General features: G+C 35.4%; 20 protein-coding genes, 3 pseudogenes and 1 riboswitch. Of the genes and pseudogenes, 17 read left to right on the forward strand and 6 right to left on the reverse strand.

The window, feature by feature from the left end:
- Nucleotides 1–3 precede the first annotated feature (3 nt).
- A complete protein-coding gene (locus tag EB239_RS04125; RefSeq protein ID WP_003869867.1) occupies nt 4–885 on the reverse strand; it encodes a metal ABC transporter substrate-binding protein in 882 nt (293 codons plus the stop codon).
- A gap of 18 nt (nt 886–903) precedes the next feature.
- Nucleotides 904–1,320 (reverse strand): Fur family transcriptional regulator, encoded by a 417-nt coding sequence (locus EB239_RS04130; RefSeq protein ID WP_003869866.1) that lies wholly within the window; start codon nt 1,318–1,320, stop codon nt 904–906.
- A gap of 192 nt (nt 1,321–1,512) precedes the next feature.
- Between EB239_RS04130 and EB239_RS04135 the strand changes: the two genes are divergently transcribed.
- From EB239_RS04135 to EB239_RS04150, 4 genes are all read left to right on the forward strand, one after another.
- Entirely contained in the window at nt 1,513–2,451 is a 939-nt protein-coding gene (locus tag EB239_RS04135) for an AAA family ATPase (protein ID WP_003869865.1), read from the forward strand.
- A 19-nt stretch (nt 2,452–2,470) separates the two neighbouring features.
- Nucleotides 2,471–3,613, forward strand: a complete 1,143-nt coding sequence (locus EB239_RS04140; RefSeq protein WP_003869864.1) for a DUF58 domain-containing protein — start codon at nt 2,471–2,473, stop codon at nt 3,611–3,613.
- On the forward strand, nt 3,597–4,922 hold the full coding sequence (locus tag EB239_RS04145) for a DUF4129 domain-containing protein (RefSeq protein ID WP_003869863.1): 1,326 nt from the start codon (nt 3,597–3,599) through the stop codon (nt 4,920–4,922). Before EB239_RS04140 ends, EB239_RS04145 begins: the two co-directional genes overlap by 17 nt.
- Before the next feature lie 75 nt (nt 4,923–4,997).
- Entirely contained in the window at nt 4,998–5,570 is a 573-nt protein-coding gene (locus EB239_RS04150; protein ID WP_003869862.1) for a LemA family protein, read from the forward strand.
- Between the two features lie 119 nt (nt 5,571–5,689).
- On the opposite strand, the gene EB239_RS04155 is transcribed toward EB239_RS04150, so the two are convergent.
- Nucleotides 5,690–6,574 (reverse strand): selenium metabolism-associated LysR family transcriptional regulator, encoded by an 885-nt coding sequence (locus EB239_RS04155; RefSeq protein WP_003869861.1) that lies wholly within the window; start codon nt 6,572–6,574, stop codon nt 5,690–5,692.
- Nucleotides 6,575–6,969: 395 nt separating this feature from the next.
- Here EB239_RS04155 and asrA point away from each other — a divergent pair.
- The 8 genes and pseudogenes from asrA to EB239_RS04200 all read left to right on the forward strand — a co-directional run bounded on the left by asrA (nt 6,970) and on the right by EB239_RS04200 (nt 14,083).
- Nucleotides 6,970–8,021: pseudogene (gene asrA / locus EB239_RS04160) on the forward strand (anaerobic sulfite reductase subunit AsrA).
- Between the two features lie 27 nt (nt 8,022–8,048).
- Nucleotides 8,049–8,840, forward strand: a complete 792-nt coding sequence (asrB, locus tag EB239_RS04165; RefSeq protein WP_003869858.1) for an anaerobic sulfite reductase subunit AsrB — start codon at nt 8,049–8,051, stop codon at nt 8,838–8,840.
- A gap of 16 nt (nt 8,841–8,856) precedes the next feature.
- On the forward strand, nt 8,857–9,864 hold the full coding sequence (gene asrC / locus EB239_RS04170; RefSeq protein ID WP_003869857.1) for a sulfite reductase subunit C: 1,008 nt from the start codon (nt 8,857–8,859) through the stop codon (nt 9,862–9,864).
- Nucleotides 9,865–10,022: 158 nt separating this feature from the next.
- The gene (locus EB239_RS04180; RefSeq protein WP_003869856.1) at nt 10,023–10,784 is read left to right on the forward strand and encodes a TatD family hydrolase; all 762 of its coding nucleotides are present in this window, start codon (nt 10,023–10,025) and stop codon (nt 10,782–10,784) included.
- 88 nt (nt 10,785–10,872) lie between these two features.
- Nucleotides 10,873–11,199, forward strand: coding sequence for a DUF2250 domain-containing protein (locus EB239_RS04185; RefSeq protein ID WP_003867166.1), 327 nt, complete (start codon nt 10,873–10,875; stop codon nt 11,197–11,199).
- 170 nt (nt 11,200–11,369) lie between these two features.
- A complete protein-coding gene (locus tag EB239_RS04190) occupies nt 11,370–12,599 on the forward strand; it encodes a cysteine desulfurase (protein ID WP_003869855.1) in 1,230 nt (409 codons plus the stop codon).
- Complete coding sequence (gene sufU / locus EB239_RS04195; protein ID WP_003869854.1) at nt 12,596–13,009, forward strand: Fe-S cluster assembly sulfur transfer protein SufU; 414 nt, start codon at nt 12,596–12,598, stop codon at nt 13,007–13,009. Before EB239_RS04190 ends, sufU begins: the two co-directional genes overlap by 4 nt.
- Nucleotides 13,010–13,285: 276 nt before the next feature.
- Nucleotides 13,286–14,083: a TPM domain-containing protein gene (locus EB239_RS04200; RefSeq protein WP_003869853.1), complete on the forward strand. Its 798-nt coding sequence runs from the start codon at nt 13,286–13,288 to the stop codon at nt 14,081–14,083.
- 60 nt (nt 14,084–14,143) lie between these two features.
- Here EB239_RS04200 and EB239_RS04205 read toward each other — a convergent pair whose 3' ends face one another.
- The 3 genes and pseudogenes from EB239_RS04205 to EB239_RS04220 all read right to left on the reverse strand — a co-directional run bounded on the left by EB239_RS04205 (nt 14,144) and on the right by EB239_RS04220 (nt 16,836).
- On the reverse strand, nt 14,144–14,716 hold the full coding sequence (locus EB239_RS04205; protein WP_003869852.1) for a Uma2 family endonuclease: 573 nt from the start codon (nt 14,714–14,716) through the stop codon (nt 14,144–14,146).
- Nucleotides 14,717–14,863: 147 nt separating this feature from the next.
- Nucleotides 14,864–16,301: pseudogene (locus EB239_RS04210) on the reverse strand (IS200/IS605 family accessory protein TnpB-related protein).
- Nucleotides 16,282–16,836, reverse strand: coding sequence for an IS607 family transposase (locus EB239_RS04220; RefSeq protein WP_318261457.1), 555 nt, complete (start codon nt 16,834–16,836; stop codon nt 16,282–16,284). The pseudogene EB239_RS04210 and the gene EB239_RS04220 overlap by 20 nt, the downstream one beginning before the upstream one ends.
- Nucleotides 16,837–16,932: 96 nt before the next feature.
- Here EB239_RS04220 and EB239_RS04225 point away from each other — a divergent pair.
- The 5 genes and pseudogenes from EB239_RS04225 to EB239_RS04245 form a co-directional block, all read left to right on the forward strand.
- Nucleotides 16,933–17,157: pseudogene (locus EB239_RS04225) on the forward strand (class I SAM-dependent RNA methyltransferase); the annotation flags it as partial.
- A 73-nt stretch (nt 17,158–17,230) separates the two neighbouring features.
- Nucleotides 17,231–17,500: a DUF2281 domain-containing protein gene (locus tag EB239_RS04230; RefSeq protein WP_003871621.1), complete on the forward strand. Its 270-nt coding sequence runs from the start codon at nt 17,231–17,233 to the stop codon at nt 17,498–17,500.
- A complete protein-coding gene (locus EB239_RS04235) occupies nt 17,487–17,855 on the forward strand; it encodes a type II toxin-antitoxin system PemK/MazF family toxin (RefSeq protein ID WP_003871620.1) in 369 nt (122 codons plus the stop codon). The genes EB239_RS04230 and EB239_RS04235 overlap by 14 nt, the downstream gene beginning before the upstream one ends.
- Before the next feature lie 62 nt (nt 17,856–17,917).
- Nucleotides 17,918–18,110, forward strand: a riboswitch (cobalamin riboswitch).
- A 116-nt stretch (nt 18,111–18,226) separates the two neighbouring features.
- Complete coding sequence (locus EB239_RS04240) at nt 18,227–19,174, forward strand: ABC transporter substrate-binding protein (RefSeq protein WP_129545091.1); 948 nt, start codon at nt 18,227–18,229, stop codon at nt 19,172–19,174.
- Nucleotide 19,175: 1 nt separating this feature from the next.
- Entirely contained in the window at nt 19,176–20,168 is a 993-nt protein-coding gene (locus EB239_RS04245) for a FecCD family ABC transporter permease (RefSeq protein ID WP_003871449.1), read from the forward strand.

A 20,168-nucleotide genomic window follows, 5' to 3' on the forward strand; every position in this document is an offset into this window, starting at 1 on the left:
CACCTACTCCAATCCTTTTTTTAAGTTTTCAAGGTTTTGTTTCATTAAAGAGATGTAATCTCCTTTTTTCTTTATATCTTCTTTAGTAAGCCCTTCGATTGTGCTAAGAGGCAAAACTTGTACTCCTGTCTCTTTTGCTATAGTCTGTATAGGCTTTGGAGAGGTCAAGGGCTCTGTGAAAATGTATTTTATATTTTTACTTTTTATAAGATTTATAATTTCTGTCATTCTAGCAGGGCTTACCTCTGCTTCTTCATCTGAACCTACTAATGCTTCTTGCTTTAAGCCATAGTCTCTTGCTAAATAATCAAAAGCGCGGTGGTATACAATAAAGGTTTTGTGCTTTGTTTGTGAAAGAGTCTCAGTGTACTCTTTATCAAGAGTTTCTAATGTAGTTTTTAAATTTTGATAATTTTTTTCAAAATAATCTTTATCATTAGGGAAACTTTTTTGCAAAGCTTCATTTATGTTTTTAGCCATTGTCAAGGCTTCTTTTGGTGAAAGCCATATATGAGGATTTGTTCGATTGCCTTCAACAATTGGAGTTATGCCTTTTGATACTTCATAAAATGTTACATTTGGAGCATTGGTTTTTATTTTGTCAATCCAAGAGTCCATTCCCAAACCTAAGTAAAGGATAGTTTTTGCCTTTGTCATTTCAGCCACGTCTTTTGTGGTAGGTTCCCAATCGTGGGGTTCGACTCCTGGCGGTATTATAGTTCTTACTGTTATTTTGTCACCACCAATTTTTGATGCAAGGTCATAAATTGGGTAAAAAGATGCATATACTACAGGTTTTGAAGATTCTACTGTTTTTGTGCCACAAGAGGTTATACCTAAAATTAAAGCCATGATAAGCAGTATAGCGATTAAAGTTTTTTTCATAAATATTACCTCCTATAGTTAGTTTTTGTTGCTCCTGCAATCTTTGCAATAACCAACGATTTCTATTTTGTGGTCTACAATTTCAAAGTCTTTTATCTGGTTTATCCAAAGTTCGAGAGGGCATATGTCTAGTTCAAAGATTTTGCCGCATTTTAAACATCTCATGGTATGACTGTGTATTTCTTTTCGCATTACATACATAATATTATTGCCAATTGTCGTTTCATTTAAAATATTTATATCTTTCAAAAGGCTTAAATTGCGATAAACTGTGTCAATACTTACTTGAGGAAAGACTTCTTTTACTTTTTCATAGATTTGTCTCACAGAAAGATACCCCTGCTGATTTAACATGATATCCAGTATTAATTCCCTTTGAGGAGTTAATTTGTAATTGTGCTCTTTTAATTTTTTTATTGCCTCTTGCTTATGCATTTTAATCACAACCCTTTATTAAATAAGAAATATTTCTTAATTAATATGATATTACAATTTAGCAAAAAAGTCAATAGGAAATTTGCATAAATTTAAATTAAATGTTAACTTTTACATATACTATTGAAATTTCAGAAAATGTTTTCTATAATAAAAAAATAAGGTAAAATTTATTTGGAAAAAGGTGATAGGATGGAATATGCAAAAATATTAGAAGACGTAAGGAATAACATTGAAAAAGTGATAGTAGGGAAAAGAGAAGTAATTGATTTAATGCTTACAGCTTTAATATCTTCAGGACATATTCTTTTAGAGGATGTGCCAGGAGTTGGTAAAACTACTATTGCCAAAGCATTAGCTAAATCTATTAGTTGTGAGTTTAAGAGGGTGCAATTTACTCCCGATTTACTTCCTAGCGATTTGACAGGGATAAATGTTTACAATCAAAAACTCAATGAATTTGAGTTTAAAAAAGGCCCTTTGTTTACCAATATATTGTTAGCTGATGAGATAAATAGAGCGACACCCAGGACTCAGTCTAGCCTTCTTGAATGTATGGAAGAAAGGCAGGTAACTGTAGACGGTATCACTTATCCTTTAGACAAACCCTTTTTTGTTATTGCTACGCAAAATCCTATAGAAAGTTACGGCACTTTTCCTCTTCCCGAGGCTCAAATAGATAGGTTTTTGATGAAAATAAAAATGGGATATCCCAAAAGAGAGGAAGAGCAGAGAATAATAGACCTTTTTGATAAAGGTAGTCCCTTAGAGAATATTCAGCCAGTTTGCAGCAAAGAGGATATAATAAAAATGCAAAAAGAGTATACCAATGTGTATGTGGAAAAAGATGTTGCCAATTATATTTTAGATATAATTGAAAGGACAAGAGAAGATAGGGAGATAGAATTGGGAGCAAGCCCAAGGGCTACATTGGCTTTTTATAAATCTTCTCAAGCTTATGCTTATATAAAAGGAAGAGACTTTGTGACACCAGACGATGTAAGGTATATTGCACCATTTGTGCTTTCTCACAGAATTATTTTAAAAGGGGTAGGTAAACTTAAAAATTTAAAGGCGGAAGATGTAGTGAAAAGAATCTTAGAAGAAGTTCCAATCCCTCTTGAAAAATAGAAATTAGGTGGTTTTGAAAATGAATGCTTTGTGGTTTATTCTTGTTGTGGCTTTTGTATTAGCCATGCAAGCTAATCTTTATAAAAAATACATTTTTAAGGATTTGAAAATAGAACGGAAATTTGAAAATCCAGCTATTTTTCCTGGAGAAAAGACAACGCTTAAGGTTACACTTGTAAATAAAAAAATTTTCCCTATTACTTATTTGAAGTTACAGCAAAAGATTCCTGTGGAACTTCAAATGGTAAAATCATCTATGGTGGAAAATAATGATAAAGTTAAGTATTTTCACACTACAGTGCTTTCTATGATGCCTTTTCAGAGGATTACAAGGAAATTTGAAATTGTAGGTATAAAAAGGGGAGTATACAATCTTTTTGACCCTGTTAAAGTTTTTTCTACCGATTTATTTGGCAGTGAGGAATATGAAAGTGAAATATTGGCTTATGCGAGACTGGTGGTTTATCCTAATCTAATAGATTTGAATAGTTCTTTTGTTGTGGCTGATTCTCTTCAAGGAGACGTGTTTGTAAGAAGATGGATAATAGAAGACCCTATTATGATAAGTGGAATCAGAGATTATACTCCTTCTGACAATTATAAAGACATAAATTGGAAAGCCACTGCCAAAAATCAGACATTAAAAGTGAATAAATATGATTATACAGCAGATAAAAAAATAATGATATTGTTTAACATTGATTTTCACAGGTATCTGTTTAAGACTATTGACCTACAAGAGTTTGAAAAGGCAGTGGAAGTAGCAGCTTCTTTATCAGTGGATTTATTAAAAAAAGGCATTCCTGTTGGATTTTCTACAAATGCTATCTGCCTTTTTGAGGGGGATTACAGTATTATAGAGCCTTCTGCAGGAGAATCTCAGATTTCAAAGCTTCTTGAGGTTTTTGCAGGTTTGTCTTTTTTTAAGAGATATGACCTTGAAGAAATTTTAAGGGTTATGACAAATCATTTGTCATGGGGCACAGATTTAGTGGTTGTAACGCCTTTTGTAGATGATAAAGTTGTAAATGCTCTTTCTGACATAGGAAATACAAAAATTTCAATTGTTTCAATAAAGCCTAATGAAATTGGTCATTTGCCAACAAATATTAAGTTATTCTTTTATAATGAAGAGGGGAAGCAACTTGAAACTGTGGGATAGAGAAAAGTTTGTGAGGACGTTTTTGACAGTTTTAGACGGCATGATGGTATTTTTAATTTACACCCTATTAAATGGGCTTTTTATTAGAGAAAAAGGTATTTCCTTTGGAATAATCCTTCTAGTTTCTTTAATAAGCGGGGTTTTTAACAATGCAGAAATTGAGATGAAAGAGAAAACTTATAAACAATTGAATTTAACTATAGGTGTTGTAATTAGCATTTTGTTGAGCGCAATAATTAGTGAAAATTATTATCAACTGGTGGCCATATTCATTGTGTTTTTGTATATTTGGTCAAGAGGAGTAAAAAACAGAGGAATATTCGTTAATGATATGTTAAATGTAGAACAATTTTATAAGCAGTTAATAGGTCTATTTGTCATAAATATTGCGAACTATTTTATGCCTCTTGAGGGGATATTGATAATTCCTAAATATAGCATTATTTATATTCTGTTGAGCATTTTTTTGCTTTTAGAAGTTAAAAATCTCAGATTCTCCGATAATAGGTCAAATAAAAGAGTTTCAACTTTTGAGTGGGCAGCAGTAAGCCTTATAATTTTAACTATGATTTTACTTTCTTCTCCTGCTGTGAGAGGATTTGTCTATCATTATTTGTATGAAGGCATTGTAAAAATTTTTGTTTATGGCGCTTCTTATTTAGCTTATGGTTTGTTTTTAATGTTGTCAAGGCTTTTTAGCCTGCTGCATATAGACGAAGAGTATTTTAAAAAGGCGATGGAGGAAGCCTTAAAACAAGATAATAGTAAGGAAAATATGTTTGAGGAGCAGATTCCTCAGGATTATGCTTGGCTTGTCCACATGATAAATGGAATAGCTACTTTATTAGCTGTTGTCATAATAATTGCTTTGATAGTATATATTGTAAAAGCAATAACAAAGCTACAAAAAGAAAAGCATGAAAGGGATTTTACAGAAGAAAAAGAGATTGATATAAAAATTGGGGATTTGCAAACATATAAAAAATTAAAAGGCATAAGCCAGAAAATAGCTGAAAATGTTCGAGAGCGAGTAAAAATTTATAGGGATTCGAGGGAAAGGGTAAGGTATTATTATAAAAGATTTTTAAAACACTTATACGAAAACAAAATTCTTGTAAAAGGCAACCATTCTAGTGAAGATGTTTATAAAAAAGTGGTGGAAGTTTTTCCTCTTGTGCATTCTGCAATGGAGGAAATTACAGCTCTTTACGAAAAAGTAAGATATGGAAATTATTATCCTCAATATGAGGAAGTAAAGGAATTTGAAATAAAGTTAAGAGAAATTATAAAAAATTTGAAACAAATTTAGATTTACTTTGTTGGAATAAATCGTATATAATAGTACTATAGAAAGTATTTAGAAAATAGTGAGAGGGGAATGGCAGTGAAAAATCCGCTAATTATTACATTGATTGTTTTGGCTGTAATAGCTGTATTAGTATTTGGGACAATTTATGGAACTTATAACCAATTAGTGGCGTTAGATGAAAATGTAAATAGTAAATGGAGTCAGATTGATAATCAGCTTCAAAGAAGGGCTAATTTAATTCCTAATTTAGTAGAGACTGTTAAAGGATATGCAGCACATGAAAAAGAGATTTTTGATAGTGTAAATAAAGCGAGAGAAAAACTTTTAAGTGCCAACACTGTTGCTGAAAAAGCAGCTTCAAATGATGAATTAAATACAGCATTGGGGAGGCTTCTTGCTATTGCAGAAAATTATCCTAATTTAAAAGCTGATGCAAATTTCAGGCAGTTAAGCGACGAACTAGCAGGAACTGAAAACAGAATAGCTGTAGCGAGAATGGATTATAACAATGCTGTTCAAGCTTATAACACCAAGATAAGGTCTTTTCCAACCTCTATCATCGCCAATATGTTTGGGTTTAAGGAAAGAGAATATTTTAAAGCAGATGAAGCAGCAAAAACTGTGCTTAAAGTAGATTTTTCCAAATAAGCATTCCTGCAATAAATTAAAATAGCCTTTGCAAAAATGGTTAATATTTTACTTTGTCAAAATGTTGAAGCTGATGGGTGCATTTTAATCGGTGTGGCTGCAGGCTGTGCTTCGCGGCGCTACCTTATGCTGTAATTATAAAGGTGTCTTATAAACTCTTCGAACAGATTCGACTTGAACTTATCTTTATGATAAATAATGCTAAACTTCCTTTCAAACCTTATATTTTCAATGTCAACTTTTACGAGCCTACCGCCTCTTATCTCCTTTTTCACTGCCAGCCTGGATATGACCGAAACACCTATATTAGCTTCGACGGCCTTTTTTATGGCCTCCGTATTGTTAAGAACGTATTTTATTCTGTACCTCACGTTATTTCTCGCCATGGTCTCCTCAAAGATCTCCCTCGTCCCACTTCCCTTTTCTCGCATGATTATATCCTCATTTTCAATCTCTGCGGGGCTGATGCTTTTTTTCTCTGCCCACCTGTGGCTTTTTGAGCATACAAGATATAACTCATCATCTATATAGGGTGTTACAACAATGTCCCTTGAATGGACCGGACCTTCGACAATGCCAAGGTCTATAGAATTGTTAAATATCAGCTTTTCTATCTCTGCCGTGTTGCCAATCGTAAAGTAGACGTCGATACTGAACTTTTTCCTGAACTCGCCGATTATCTCCGGTAGCAGGTAAATTCCCACCGTTGTACTGGTTCCCACTCTCAGCCTTCCCATCCTCATGTTCTTCACATCATCAAGAGTACTCTCTGCTTCCTTGACAAGATTGAGTATCCGCTTTCCGTAACTATACAGGATTTCTCCAGCATACGTGAGACTGAGATTCCTACCTATCCTGTCAAAGAGTCTAACTTGGAGTTCTCCCTCCATCTGCGATATGGCCTGGCTGATAGCAGGTTGGGACATATAAAGTTTTTTTGCGGCAGCAGACATGCTCTTTAACTCGCAAACGGTTACGAAAATCTCTATATCCCTGAGGGTCACAACGATCACCTCATATAACCATAAAATTATCATTTTCATAATATCATAATACTTTACTAATGAAAAGATAAAAAACTCGGCATTCTTAAACTTTCTCAAGTCTTGTGTGTTGTTGGCCTTGTATAAATTATTATTATCATTGATATAACTATTTATTATTAGACTAAAATTTTTATGGGTGTTATACTTATATCAAAGTTAATTATTTAACGTTAATTATTTAACATAAAAATTTAAAAAGAAAATTCTGAACATTCTGTTTGGACTTGAGGTACTGTTCCAGTTATTCAATCTGCCTTTTTTATTTGTCGAGTTCTAAGATTGATGGTTTTTGTCAATCTTTTTGTATCTGGATTATAAAGAATATCAAATGATGTATATTGAGGAGGAAGAAGATGAGTTATTGTGTAAACATTAAAAGGATGAATGAAATCTTAAAAGAATTGCAAAAAGAGTATAAGGTATATGCTCCTGTGCGCTTTGAAAAGCGTGGTCGTTATTCAGACACTGATTTGATTCGATATGCAGAAATTAACTCAATTGAGGATGTAGTCTACGATGAGAAATCAGATTTTTCACCAAAAGAAGTGATTTATCCGATTACCCAGGCGCTATTCTACTTTACCGAATATGAATATATGGAAAGCAAGGTAGATGACAAAAAGATTCTGATATTTGCACGCCCCTGTGATATAAATGGCTTTAGACGACTTGATACTATCTTTCTCAAAAACGGAGGAACAGAAGATATTTACTACAAGCGTTTACGGGAAAAAGTAAAGTTTATTTTAATGGAATGCAAAGAAGGAGGTTGGGATAGTTGTTTCTGCGTCTCAATGGGCTCCAATAAAACCGACGACTACAGTTTAGCAGTTAGATTTGGCGATGATAAGATATTGGTAGAAATAAAAGACGATGAATTTACCAATTTATTTGCCGATGAAAGAGAAGTAGAATTTACCCCTGAATTCGTTACCTCTAACCCGACAAAAGTTAACATCCCTGAAATTGATAGCCATGAATTATTAGAAAAAATTTACGATCTCGATATGTGGAAAAGTTATAATTCAAGATGTATAAGCTGTGGAGCCTGTACCGCTGTGTGCATAACCTGCAGCTGTTTTAACACATTAGACGTAATATACACAGAAAACGGAAAAGTTGGTGAGAGGAGAAGGGTTCAGGCTAGCTTATGCACGAAGATTTCACGACAATGGCAGGTGGACTGAGTTTCAGGAAAACCGCGGGAGAGCGGATGAGGTTCAGAACTCTGCATAAAATTTATGACTATAAACTTCGTTTCAAAGACGAGCACATGTGTGTAGGATGCGGGCGATGTGATGAAAGATGTCCTGAACTAATATCTTTTCCGGCTACCATTAATCGCCTGTATGATGAAGTGGAAAAACTCAAAAAAGCGGAGACAACAAATAAAGATATAAGGTAAACAGCATCAATTGAGGAGGTAAAGTAAATGAGTGAAAATATAATGCTTCCAGTTCCCCATAAAATAATCGATATTATACACGAAACAGAAAATGAATATACTTTCAGAATAGAAACCAATGCAAAGGTAAAACATGGACAATTCTTTCAGGTGTCTTTACCTAAAATCGGAGAAGGCCCTATATCGGTAAGTTCGATGGGAGATAATTGGGTAGAACTCACCATACGGAAGGTAGGAAAACTTACCAATGAAATATTTAATTTAAAACCCGGTGATAAGATATTTATGCGAGGCCCTTATGGTAATTCATTCCCTGTAGATGATTTTAAGGGTAAGGATCTAGTTGTCATCGCCGGTGGAACTGGGGTTTCTCCTGTTAGAAGCCTTTTAAAGTATTTTTATGAACATCCAGATGAAATACACTCTCTGTATTTCATTGCGGGATTTAAGGACGAAAAGAGTATACTGTTCAAAGAGGATTTAAATAATTTTAGAAGCAGGTTTAACACAATTTATACTCTTGATAAAGATAAGATAGAAGGCTTTGAGGTCGGCCTTGTTACAGAACACATTAAGAAAATACCATTTGACAGCTTTGAAAATTACAATGTAGTAATTGTAGGTCCTCCTGTTATGATGCACTTTGCCGCTTTAGAATGTTTAAAGAACGGTGTAGCCGAAGATAAAATTTGGTTATCTTTTGAAAGGAAAATGTCTTGTGGCGTCGGCAAGTGTGGCCATTGCAAGATAAATGAGACATATGTTTGTCTGGAAGGGCCTGTCTTTAATTATACTAAAGCAAAAAATCTGTTGGATTAATCGGAGGGATAATTATATGAGTTACGATATAGATGTAAAAAAGGTTCGAAGAAATTGTTATCGTCAGTCAAAAGTGCGGGGGGAGTTCATGCTCCAGATACGCGTTCCCGGCGGTGTTATAGATGCCAAATATCTGTCATTTTTTCAGCATATTGCGGAAACTTGGGGAAACGGAGAATTTCACCTGGGAGTCAGACAGACAATTTCAATACCAGGGATCAAATATGAATATATAGATGAGGTTAACAAATATATAAGACCATATATCGAAGAAATTGAAGTAAATTTATGCGGCGTTGATATGGCAGTTGATGACAACGGGTATCCGACCATAGGAGCTCGTAATATAATGGCTTGCATAGGTAATCGTCATTGCATATATGCTAACATTGATACAACCGACCTGGCCAGAAAAATAGAAAAGATTATATTCCCCAGCGATTATCATATAAAATTAAATATATCAGGATGTCCTAACGACTGTGCTAAAGCTCACGTTAGTGATATCGGTATAATTGGTATTACAAAGCCGGAATACGATTATGAGCGCTGTATAGGGTGTAAAAAGTGTGTAGAAGCGTGTGCTCATCATGCAACGCGTGTTTTATCTGTAGAAAAAGGAAAAATCGTGAAAGATACCTGCTGCTGCGTCGGCTGTGGCGAATGCGTCCTAGTGTGTCCAACTGGTGCTTGGACCAGGAACCCTAAAAAATTCTACAGAGTATTGATCGGCGGCAGAACAGGAAAACAAACACCTCGTATGGGAAAAATCTTTTTAAACTGGGTTACAGAAGATGTGGTTTTAGGTGTACTTAAAAACTGGGAGACATTTTCTGCTTATGTTATGAATAACAAACCTGAATACATTCATGGTGGACACCTTATTGACAGAGTGGGATATAACAAATTTAAAGAAATGATATTAAAAGATGTCAAACTTAACCCAGAAGCTATGGTGGCTGAAAGGGTATTATGGACAGAAACCGAATACAGGTCTAATTTTAATGTAAAACCTGTAACCTAACGTTAAATTGGCATGGAATAGTGAAGGAATCAAGACGTGTATAGGTGCACGTTATTGCAAAAATGGTGTTGGTGATGTCCATGTTATGGCCGAGCAGCCAAGCATATAGTATCCTTAGGCAATTTACAAGGAAATATAAAGGCAGGTGAATAAGATTGATGAAAGAAATTGTAGATTCTCATGTACATGTTTCATTACTTCCCTTCGAAGGATGGGAGAGCATGGCACTAGCCGGAGTAAAGAAAATTATTGGCTGCTCCCTATTTTTTGGGGCAAAACATGCAGAAACACTCTTTGATCATTTCCATCAGATGTTAACTCTTTCTGTAAGCAATGCTGTTAAAAAAGATATTAAACTTTATGTAACCATTGGCATTCACCCTATGGGAATACCGGATGACTGGCCCAGAGTGATCGACGCTCTTCCATCCTACCTTAAAATGAGTGGTGTCATTGGGCTTGGTGAGATCGGCCTACATGAGGGAAACAAGCGGGAAGAGGAGGTTTTCCGTGAGCAATTGAAGATTGCCAAGGAATACAGGGTTCCAGTAATTATTCATACTCCGCCACAGAATAGAGTGGAAATTACCGAAAAAATAATTGAAATTGCTGCTACTGTGGGGATGGAACCAGGAAAAATGATTATAGACCATGCTAATTTAGATATTATTGACTTAATCGAAGACTTTGGGGCTGTTCCCGGTCTTACTATTCGCCAGGAGGGGCTCACTTCTCAACTATTGCTGAATAATCTGGAACGCTTTCAGCGAGGTGTACTAAATAGCGATTACAGCAATCTAAAACCCAATGATCTGCTGAGCGTACCCAAGACCGTGTGGTACTTAGAATTGAACGGAGCTTCTCCTGAAGTCATTGCTCGAATTGCGAGATACAATGCTGAAGAAGTTTTTGGTATTTAAACTGTTCAGTAATATGATTTATTGCTAAGTCATAGTATTTAAAAACCAACCTACTTAGTGGTAAATCCATAATAAAGGAGAGAAGAGTATGCCACTCAACAATGACCAAGATGAATTTCTTGATTTAACAATCCTCACCTACCTCAAAAAGCTTGGGCCGGAATATGCGAAACTTTTGGCGAGGCGCCTAGGTTTATCATTAGAAGAAAGCAGAAAGCGACTTCAAAGTTTGGAGGAGAGAGGACTAATCAAGCGAGTGGAAAGAAGAATAGTTAAATATTACCATCGACGACGAAAAAGTGTTAAGCATCGCAATCACACATATTATGAGCTCACTAGGGAAGGGGAACTTTTTCTAAGACAGGCGAGGAAGGAAATTGATATTAATTTTGACATCGAATACCCTAACAGATAAAATGACTTATTTGTGTTTGTTAAAGCTTGTTGGCCCTCAAGCGAAGTGGACTAAAATGCACAATATGATAAAATTTCTCTATGTTATTGTGAAACCTCAAAAGGCTCTAAAAATAATTTGTTTCACAATAAATTAACCTAAAAGGGTCATATATGGAGGAGGATTTTAAAGTGAAATATGTTGATGTAGAAAAGATTAAAAAAGACTTTCCTATATTGAATGTTAAACCTCATGGTAAAAAGCTTATTTACCTTGACAATGCTGCCACAACTCAAAAGCCAATTGAAGTCATAAAAGCTATGGATAAATATTATGAAGAATTAAACGCCAATGTATACAGAAGCCCACACTATTTAAGCGCTCTTTCCACACAGGCTTATGAAGAGGCAAGAGAAAGAGTAAAAAAATTTATTAACGCAAAAAGAGAAGAATCCATAATATTTACGAGAAATACTACAGAATCAATAAACTTTATAGCATATACGTGGGGAATGAAATATATAAACGAAGGGGACGAAATAATACTGACAATAGCCGAGCACCACAGCAATATGCTTCCATGGCAAATGGTAGCGGAAGCTAAAAAGGCGAGACTCAAATATGTCCACCTTGATGAGAATTTTAGGCTTTCTATGAAAGACTTTAAAGAAAAAATGTCTGACAAAGTAAAATTAGTTGCTGTGCAGCATATGTCAAATGTTTTGGGCATAATAAATCCTGTGGAGGAGATTACACATATTGCCCACAAATACGGCGCAAAAGTGTTAATAGATGGAGCACAAAGTGTACCTCATATGCCGATTGATGTACAAAGAATAGGCTGTGACTTTTTTGCTTTTTCTGGTCACAAGATGCTCGGACCTATGGGAATCGGTGTACTTTATATAAAAGAGGACTTGCTTTCTGATGTGCCTCCTTTTTTAAGAGGTGGAGAGATGATAGACGAAGTCTTTGAAGACCGTGCAACTTTTCCTCCCCCACCTCTTAAATTTGAAGCAGGTACTCCCAACGTAAAAGGGGCTTGTGTGCTTGTTTCTGCAATAGATTATATAGAAAAAATTGGGCTTTCCAATATTCATAATCACGAAGGCGAGCTTTTGGAGTATGGCCTTCAGAAAATGAAAGAATTAGACTTTGTAAAATTGTATGGCCCCAACGATGCGAAGGAAAGGGGAGGCTTAATTTCCTTCAATGTAGAAGGTGTCCATCCTCACGACGTTGCTACAATACTAGACGAAGAAGGAATTGCTGTAAGAAGTGGGCACCACTGTTGTCTGCCTTTAATGAGGTACTTAGGTGTTCCTGCCACTGTAAGAGCAAGCTTTTACCTCTACAACGACTTTGACGATATTGACGCACTTGTTGAAGGACTTAAAAAAGTTAGGAAGTGGTTTAAATGAGCGATTTGAATCAGCTTTATTCTGAGGTTATAATGGAACATTACGAAAACTCTCCCCATGAAAAAGAACTTAAAGATGCTACCCACAAAGAAAGAGGTTACAATCCTCTTTGCGGCGACAATATTACTCTTTATTTAAAAATGAATGGTGACATTATAGAAGATGCTTCTTTCACGGGCCATGGGTGTGCCATAAGCCAAGCCTCAACCTCTATGATGATAGACCTTATAAAAGGGAAAGACAAAAAAGAAGCTTTAAGGCTTGTGCAACAATTTATAGACATGATGCACAAAAAAGATGTAAATCTTGATGAATTAGGTGATGCTCAAGTACTGCAGGGAGTATCTGACTTTCCTGCCCGCGTAAAATGTGCTTTACTTGCGTGGAAAACGCTTCAGGAAATTTTGTAAAAAAGAGATAAAAGTTTGATAATGTTCTTTTGACATGAATGCGAATATTTTTAAAATATGCCTCTTCCTATTTGAAGTCTAACGATTCTCAGGATAATAGTATAACTTTTTTTAAAAAGCCAGCATATTTTAAAAATTTGTGTTGATACTTATTATTATCTATGCTAATATACTAGACATGAACAGTAATACATTAAAATAGTTTAAATTTAGCGAAAGAATGATATTTTTAAAGCATTAAGTTAATTACAAAATATTAAGATAGGGAGAGGCAAAATGAAAAAGGGAATTTTTTTAATTGCAATTGCCTTTTTATTATTATTTAATTCCATAGCTTTTTCTGCACCTGATGTTCCATCTAAACCTATTCAGTTTAAATATGTATATGATTATGCGGGGCTTATGTCTCAAAATGATATAGAAGAGATCGAAAAAGTAGGGAAAGCTTTAGATGATGCCACAAAGGCACAAATAATAGTTGTTACAGTTGACAGCATTGGAGATTACCCAATTGAGGAATATTCTCTTAGCCTTTTTAGAAAATGGGGAATAGGAGACAAGGAGAAAAACAACGGTGTTCTCCTTTTAGTGGTAAAAGACAGACTTTTAAAAGGTCAGGCTGGAAAAGTGAGAATTGATGTAGGTTATGGCTTGGAAGGGGCAATACCGGATTCTGTTGCAGGAAGGATTTTAGACGATTTTGTTTTAACTTCTTGGGCAAAAGGCGAGTACTCTAAAGGCATATACGCCGGTTATATGGCTATAGTCTCAAGGGTTGCAAAAGAGTACAATATAGACCTTCAGGGATTGGATGCTTCCAAATACAGTGTCAATACAAGTAGCAATGATAGTGGTATATCATGGGAAGATATTGCTGTAGTGATTATACTTATTTTAATATTTATTATCTTTGGAAGAGGAGGAAGAAATATAAGAAGGGACTGGTGGGGTCCAGGAAGCTTTGGCTCAGGAGGATTTGGAGGCTTTAGAGGTGGTGGCTTCGGCGGTGGAGGTTTTGGTGGCGGGGGAGGCTTCGGCGGAGGTTCTGCCGGAGGCGGAGGAGCTAGCCGCTAAACTAGATATCTTAGTTTTTATCAAACTGAGGGAACTTTAGAAACACCCTCAGTTTGTTTTTTAAATTCTCTCAAATACAGGTTTTAACTCAATTACAAGGTTATCAAATATACTAACTTTTACTTTATCCTCTTCAGAATACATTTGAGGCCTTCCATAACGTCCTTCTTCAAGTGTGAATACCATAACCACCTTTTCATCGGGTTCTACAATCCAATATTCTTTTACCCCTGCTTTTTCGTATAAATTAAACTTTTCTATTTTATCTTTTTGACCAGTTGAAGGAGAAACTACTTCTATAATCAATTCTGGAACTCCATAATAACCTGTCTTTTTAAGTCTTGAATTATCACATATAATGATTATATCAGGCTGTACTACATTGGTAGTTTCTTCATCTTTTTCATTTGCTTCTGGTATTCGCAAATCGAAAGGAGCAGTAAATACTCTGCAAGATTTATCCTGCAGATAGTTTGCAAATTGCCTTGCTAGTTCTAACAATACTGCTTGATGTTGCCATGTTGGAGCTGCTTGTAGATAGGGAACACCATTAATAATTTCCCATCTTTCTTCTTCAGACCAGGTTAAATAGTCGGCATAAGTATATTTTTTATTTTTTTCGGGCAATGGCATAAAATACCCTGGTTACCCAAACTGTACAAAAGTGTACAGTTTAGATAGCTGGGGTATTTATAGTCCGCCTTTCAGGCTTTCCCAGCCCCAGCAGGCGGTATTTGGGAAAGCCATAGCCCCTGCCCCAAGAAGCAGGAACTCACGTCCTTACGGGTCTCCCCACTTGCCCCGAATGTAATACACCCTTCAGGGCAGAGACATCTCTTAATACCCTCTCAGGGGAGAGTGGCGTTACCACCGCTACCTTGAGAACTCGCCAGAAATCATAGGTACTAAAACTTGTTCCATCCAGAGGTTCTAGCACCCTTCCTGGCTTACTCTCAAGGCTTTGTAAAAATTCTATTGCTTTGTTTATTTCTCTTAAATGTTTTTTCTTTAAATGCTTATTTCTAACTGTTTTCTTTACATGTTCTTTTAATTCTTCTAATTCATCTACAGTCAATGCGTTGAGAAACTTTATATAATTATCTGGTATCTTTTCTTGCAGTCCCAACCCTCTTCTTGCTATTACATAGGCTGCTGCTATATCTTTCGTTATCATGTATTGCGGTGCATATTTTAACATCCCTATTATTGAGGTGTAAGAAGGATTGACTTCTATTACTTCTATCCTTTCTCTTCTTGCTAATGTTTTTATTTTTGAAAGAAGTGATTTATAGCTAAAATTATGTCTTATCCTTCTTGATTTTCTCCCTGAAAAGTCCCCTCTTTTGCCTTTGTCTTTTATTTCTAATTCTTCAATTACAATTGCTTTTCCTTTCTCTTTTGCTATTTTTACTATTTCATGAGCATACTGCCATCTGAAATATTCTCTTTTGTCTTTATTTCCACTTGCAAGCTCTGGCATTGACATATTCCCATAGCTTATTAGATTCCCTTTTTCATTTGTCTCTGCCCATGATATGTTGTCTGGATATGCATTTATATCTATCCCTATTGCTCCTTTTTCTTTTGTTATTTTTATTTCTGGATATTCTTCTTCAATAGCAAAATAAGCGTATATATTGCCATTTTTAAGTTTTAATTCTACAGAGTATGGCATGTTTGATTTGGCAATTTCCTGAAGTATCTCTTCTCTGTTTTTATTCTTCTTCCATCCCACCTGTATCTTCGCATATACGTACTTTCTTTCCCCTACATTTATCCTTAAAAAAGTGCCATTTTTTCTTACTTCTATTCTTGTGTTGAGATTTCCTTTTTTGCTTTTATCCCCTCTTGAATAGAGATTCCCTTTTCTTTTCTCATGCCACCTAATTTTTAATTTTTTATATGCTTTCCCGTTTATATGGCGTTTTTGTAGTTTTTTAAATAATTTTCTTCCTCCAAAGATTACTTTCTTCGGATTACTCCCTAATTCTTTAGAGGATTCTAATGTGCTTCTTGCTTTCATTATTGCATCATCTGCATATCTTGAGTTTAAGTTAAATGTTCCCTGAAGGTCTCTTTTTAATGTGTTTCTATCATAGCCTTCTAAGAGTCTCTTATATGCAAATCTCATACAAGAAGACCATCTTCTCATTAAGTCTAATACTATTTGTTTGTCTTCTTGATTTAGAAAAATGAGTTTAGCCTGTATTACTATCATGCTTTTTGCCACCCCGTTGTCCGTAAATTCTTGCTGCGAAAGATGTTACTATTGCTATTAAGTCTTCTGCTAGTTCTTTATTTGCATCTTCTTCGTTTTCTTTCCCATTTAAAACTATAAGCTCCACTCCAAAGCTTTCCATGAAAAATTTGAGATATTCAAAACCAAACCTCGCAAGTCTATCAGGATATTCTATTACAACTTTTTCAACTTCTCCTCTTTTTATCTTGTTCAAAAGCTTTAATAAACCTCTCCTGTTTTCATTTACCCCACTTGCTATCTCATGTATGACTTCATACTGCCATCCTTGGGAATTAGCGTATTCTTCAAGCCTTCTAATTTGATTCTTAAGATATTCTTCTTGTTTCTTTGTGGACACTCTTGCATACAAAATTACTTTAGGTTTCGGTTTTTCTTCCAGCATGCCTAATAACTTCTCTATATCTTCTTTTTTGTACCTTCTTCTTCCTTTTGGTGTTCCAACTGGGGTTATTAATCCTTCCTTTTCCCAGTTTATTAATGTAATTCTGCTTATATCATATAGCTATTTAACCTTTTTTATAGTTAATAACATTCATCATCACCCAATTAAAATTATATCATTTTTTACTACTAATTCCAACTGTTTTGACCTCCTTATGGTGAAAGGATGGGGGAATTAAAGGAAGTAGAAAAACTTTATAAAGAAATGGGAAAAGTTTTCAAAAAACTTGATACGTGGTCTTTTTATATACTGACTTCCCATGAAAGATTTGAGAAACTCTTTGGAAGAGAGGCTTCTAAAAAAAGAAAGCTTTACAATGGCATGTTAAAAGCTTACTATTATCAGTATTATGGACCAAAACCAGAAAACTAATTTTTATTGAGTTTTTTCTATGTGAGGGTTATAATAAAATATAAGATTATCGATAAAAATTGGTGGTGGAGTTATGGATAATGCAGTGAGGAAGAAAGCAAAAGAATATATAGATAGATTACCAGAAGACAAAGTAAAGGAAATTATTGATTTTATAGAATATTTAAATGAAAAAAACAAAAAAGAAATGGAAAAAGAAGACAAAGAATGGTTAAATGCGGAATTAACAGAACTTCCGGAGTATGACTGGGGAACTGAAGGTCCACCACAGGGTCGTCCCGTCAAATATATAGAAGGAGTAGGGCTAATTATTGAAGGAGGAAGACCTGATGATGAAAAATGATATAAAACCGGGAGACGTCCTCCTTCTTTCTTTTCCTACTCATATTCCAAAAGGGCATGAACAGGAAGGCAAAAGGCCGGTTGTTGTAGTAGCAGTACCAAAAGGACCTATGAGGTATCCGCTTATAATAGTAGTTCCATTAACGACACGAGATGGAGAATGGGCAAATCAAAATCTTAATTTGTACTATAGGATACCGGCAGGAAATGGTGGATTGCCAAAAGATTCAATTGCATTATTAGACCAAATACGTGCTGTAGATGTTGAGCGCATTGAATCGCTCATTGGTTCTCTTAGAGGAGATATCCTTGACTCTATTATAAGAAACTTGATACATATTTTTCAAGGCAAATAGGTAGCCATGAATAAGGGAATTGACTTAAATGATAAGTAGATGTAATATATAAGTGTACAAGTGAATACAAAAAATCTTATGGTCTTGAGAAGTTAAAAGGGAAAGCGGTGAAAATCCGCTGCAGCCCCCGCTACTGTGAGCGAGGATGAAGCCCTAATAAAGCCACTGCTTGGCACTCAAGAGATGTGCCGGGTGGGAAGGCAGGGTGGAAGATGAATCGCGAGCCAGGAGACCTGCCATAAGATTTCGGAAGTTCGCCTTCGGAGGGAAGGTGGAATGGAATTTTTATGCTTAATTTTGGCAAAAAAGGTCTACCTCCGTGGGGTAGGTCTTTTTTTGATACTTGAAAAATTTAAATTAGGAGGGTACTTATGAGAAGATTTAAAGGTTTACTTGCTTTATTGGTAGTCTTTGCTTTAATGTTTTCACTGGCTGCTTGTTCAACAAACAATGCTACAAAGCCACAAGATACATCTCAAACAGCAACTGAAACTGTAAAAACACAGTTTCCTTTAAAAGTTACAGACTTTTTAGGAAGAGAAGTAACTATAGAGAAAGAACCCCAAAGGATAGTTTCTCTTGCACCTTCTACAACAGAGCTTATATATGCTTTAGGAGCAGGAAATAAAGTAGTGGGTGTTACAGACTTTGACAATTATCCACCTGAGGTCAAGGATGTACCCAAAGTGGGGGGGTTTAAAGGGCCAAATGTAGAAGCGATTACTGCTCAAAAGCCTGATATAATATTTGCTTCCACTCTTTCCGGTAAAGAGCAAATGGAATCTTTAGAAAAAATGGGTATACCCGTCGTGATGCTAGAGGCTAAAGACATTGACCAGATATACCAATCTATAAAAATAATAGGCCAAATAACAGGTACTGAGAAAAAAGGTGAAGAAATAATCAAAGAAATGCAGGACAAAATAAAAGAAATAAACGACAAAGTCAAAAACCTTCCGAAAGTCAGCGTATTTTATCTTGTCTCTCTTGACGGAAACTGGACATCTGGAAAAGGGACTTTTATTGATGAGCTCATAAACCTTGCAGGTGGCAAAAATGTTGCAGAGGATGTAAATGGTTGGGCGCAGTACAGCGTAGAAGAATTAGTCAAGAAAAATCCTGATGTGATAATAACATCTCCTCATGCAGGGGATGTAAAAGACATCAAAAATATGGCAGGATACAAAGATACAAACGCTGTTAAAAATGACAAAGTATTTGTGATAAGCAATGACGACATAATATCAAGAGCTTCTAATAGAATTGTTTTAGGACTTGAAGAAATCGCAAAATTCTTACATCCGGAGGCATTTAAGTAAAGTGGGAGTAAAAAAAGGGATATATTTTGGTACAGCCTTTTCACTGCTTGTCTTTACCATGATTTTATCAATTTCTGCAGGGGCGGTAAAAATACCCCTGCAGGAGATTTTAAATGTTTTTTTGGGCGGTGGCAGTGAAACCTCTAGGACAATAATCCTTAATTTAAGACTTCCAAGAGCTATTGAATCTGCGATTGTAGGTATGGGACTTTCTGTTGTTGGGACATTTTTTCAAGGACTTTTGAGAAATCCAATGGCAGACCCTTATGTATTGGGTGTATCATCAGGAGCGGCTTTTGGAGCTACTATTGCGATAATATTAGGGTTTGGAATATTTGGACTGAGTTTTATGGCATTTATTACTTCTTTAATGACTGTGTTTTTTGTGTACACTATCTCTAGAACTGGCACAAGAGTATCCATGACCACAATGTTATTGGCAGGTATAGCTATAAGTGCTTTTATGTCTGCAATTATATCTCTCATGATGCTTTTAAACCATGATGAGTTTTCTCGAATTGTTTTTTGGACTATGGGAGGATTTAGCCTCATAAATTGGAATAGTGTGGTCTTTACTACTCCTATAATAGTAATTGGCTCTTTTGTGATGTATGTATTTTCAAGGGATGTAAATGCGATATTGACAGGAGAAGAAGTTGCCGAACATTTAGGTGTCAACACAGAACTAGTCAAGAAAATAATTCTTATTACAGGGTCTTTGGTGACTGCAACTGCTGTGTCAGTTGGTGGAATTATAGGTTTTGTGGGACTTATTGTGCCTCATATATCAAGGCTTATTGTAGGACCTGACAATAGAATTCTTGTACCTTTTAGTGCTATATCAGGAGCGATATTTTTAACTTTTGCAGACTTATTAGCACGAATTATTTTAAAGCCAATGGAAATTCCAATTGGGATAATTACAGCAGCATTTGGAGGACCATTCTTTTTATATCTGTTAATAAAGAGCAAACAAAAAAGTGAAGGAATGTGA

The sequence above is a fragment of the Thermoanaerobacter ethanolicus JW 200 genome (assembly GCF_003722315.1).
Classification (GTDB): Bacteria; Bacillota; Thermoanaerobacteria; order Thermoanaerobacterales; family Thermoanaerobacteraceae; genus Thermoanaerobacter; species Thermoanaerobacter ethanolicus.

Bases quoted from the DNA above. Each gene is read 5' to 3' on its own strand.
- EB239_RS04125 (WP_003869867.1), bottom strand. From the start codon at position 885: ATGAAAAAAACTTTAATCGCTATACTGCTTATCATGGCTTTAATTTTA.
- EB239_RS04130 (WP_003869866.1), bottom strand. From the start codon at position 1,320: ATGCATAAGCAAGAGGCAATAAAAAAATTAAAAGAGCACAATTACAAA.
- EB239_RS04135 (WP_003869865.1), top strand. From the start codon at position 1,513: ATGGAATATGCAAAAATATTAGAAGACGTAAGGAATAACATTGAAAAA.
- EB239_RS04140 (WP_003869864.1), top strand. From the start codon at position 2,471: ATGAATGCTTTGTGGTTTATTCTTGTTGTGGCTTTTGTATTAGCCATG.
- asrB (WP_003869858.1), top strand. From the start codon at position 8,049: ATGAGTGAAAATATAATGCTTCCAGTTCCCCATAAAATAATCGATATT.
- asrC (WP_003869857.1), top strand. From the start codon at position 8,857: ATGAGTTACGATATAGATGTAAAAAAGGTTCGAAGAAATTGTTATCGT.
- EB239_RS04180 (WP_003869856.1), top strand. From the start codon at position 10,023: ATGAAAGAAATTGTAGATTCTCATGTACATGTTTCATTACTTCCCTTC.
- EB239_RS04185 (WP_003867166.1), top strand. From the start codon at position 10,873: ATGCCACTCAACAATGACCAAGATGAATTTCTTGATTTAACAATCCTC.
- sufU (WP_003869854.1), top strand. From the start codon at position 12,596: ATGAGCGATTTGAATCAGCTTTATTCTGAGGTTATAATGGAACATTAC.
- EB239_RS04200 (WP_003869853.1), top strand. From the start codon at position 13,286: ATGAAAAAGGGAATTTTTTTAATTGCAATTGCCTTTTTATTATTATTT.
- EB239_RS04205 (WP_003869852.1), bottom strand. From the start codon at position 14,716: ATGCCATTGCCCGAAAAAAATAAAAAATATACTTATGCCGACTATTTA.
- EB239_RS04230 (WP_003871621.1), top strand. From the start codon at position 17,231: ATGGATAATGCAGTGAGGAAGAAAGCAAAAGAATATATAGATAGATTA.
- EB239_RS04235 (WP_003871620.1), top strand. From the start codon at position 17,487: ATGATGAAAAATGATATAAAACCGGGAGACGTCCTCCTTCTTTCTTTT.
- EB239_RS04240 (WP_129545091.1), top strand. From the start codon at position 18,227: ATGAGAAGATTTAAAGGTTTACTTGCTTTATTGGTAGTCTTTGCTTTA.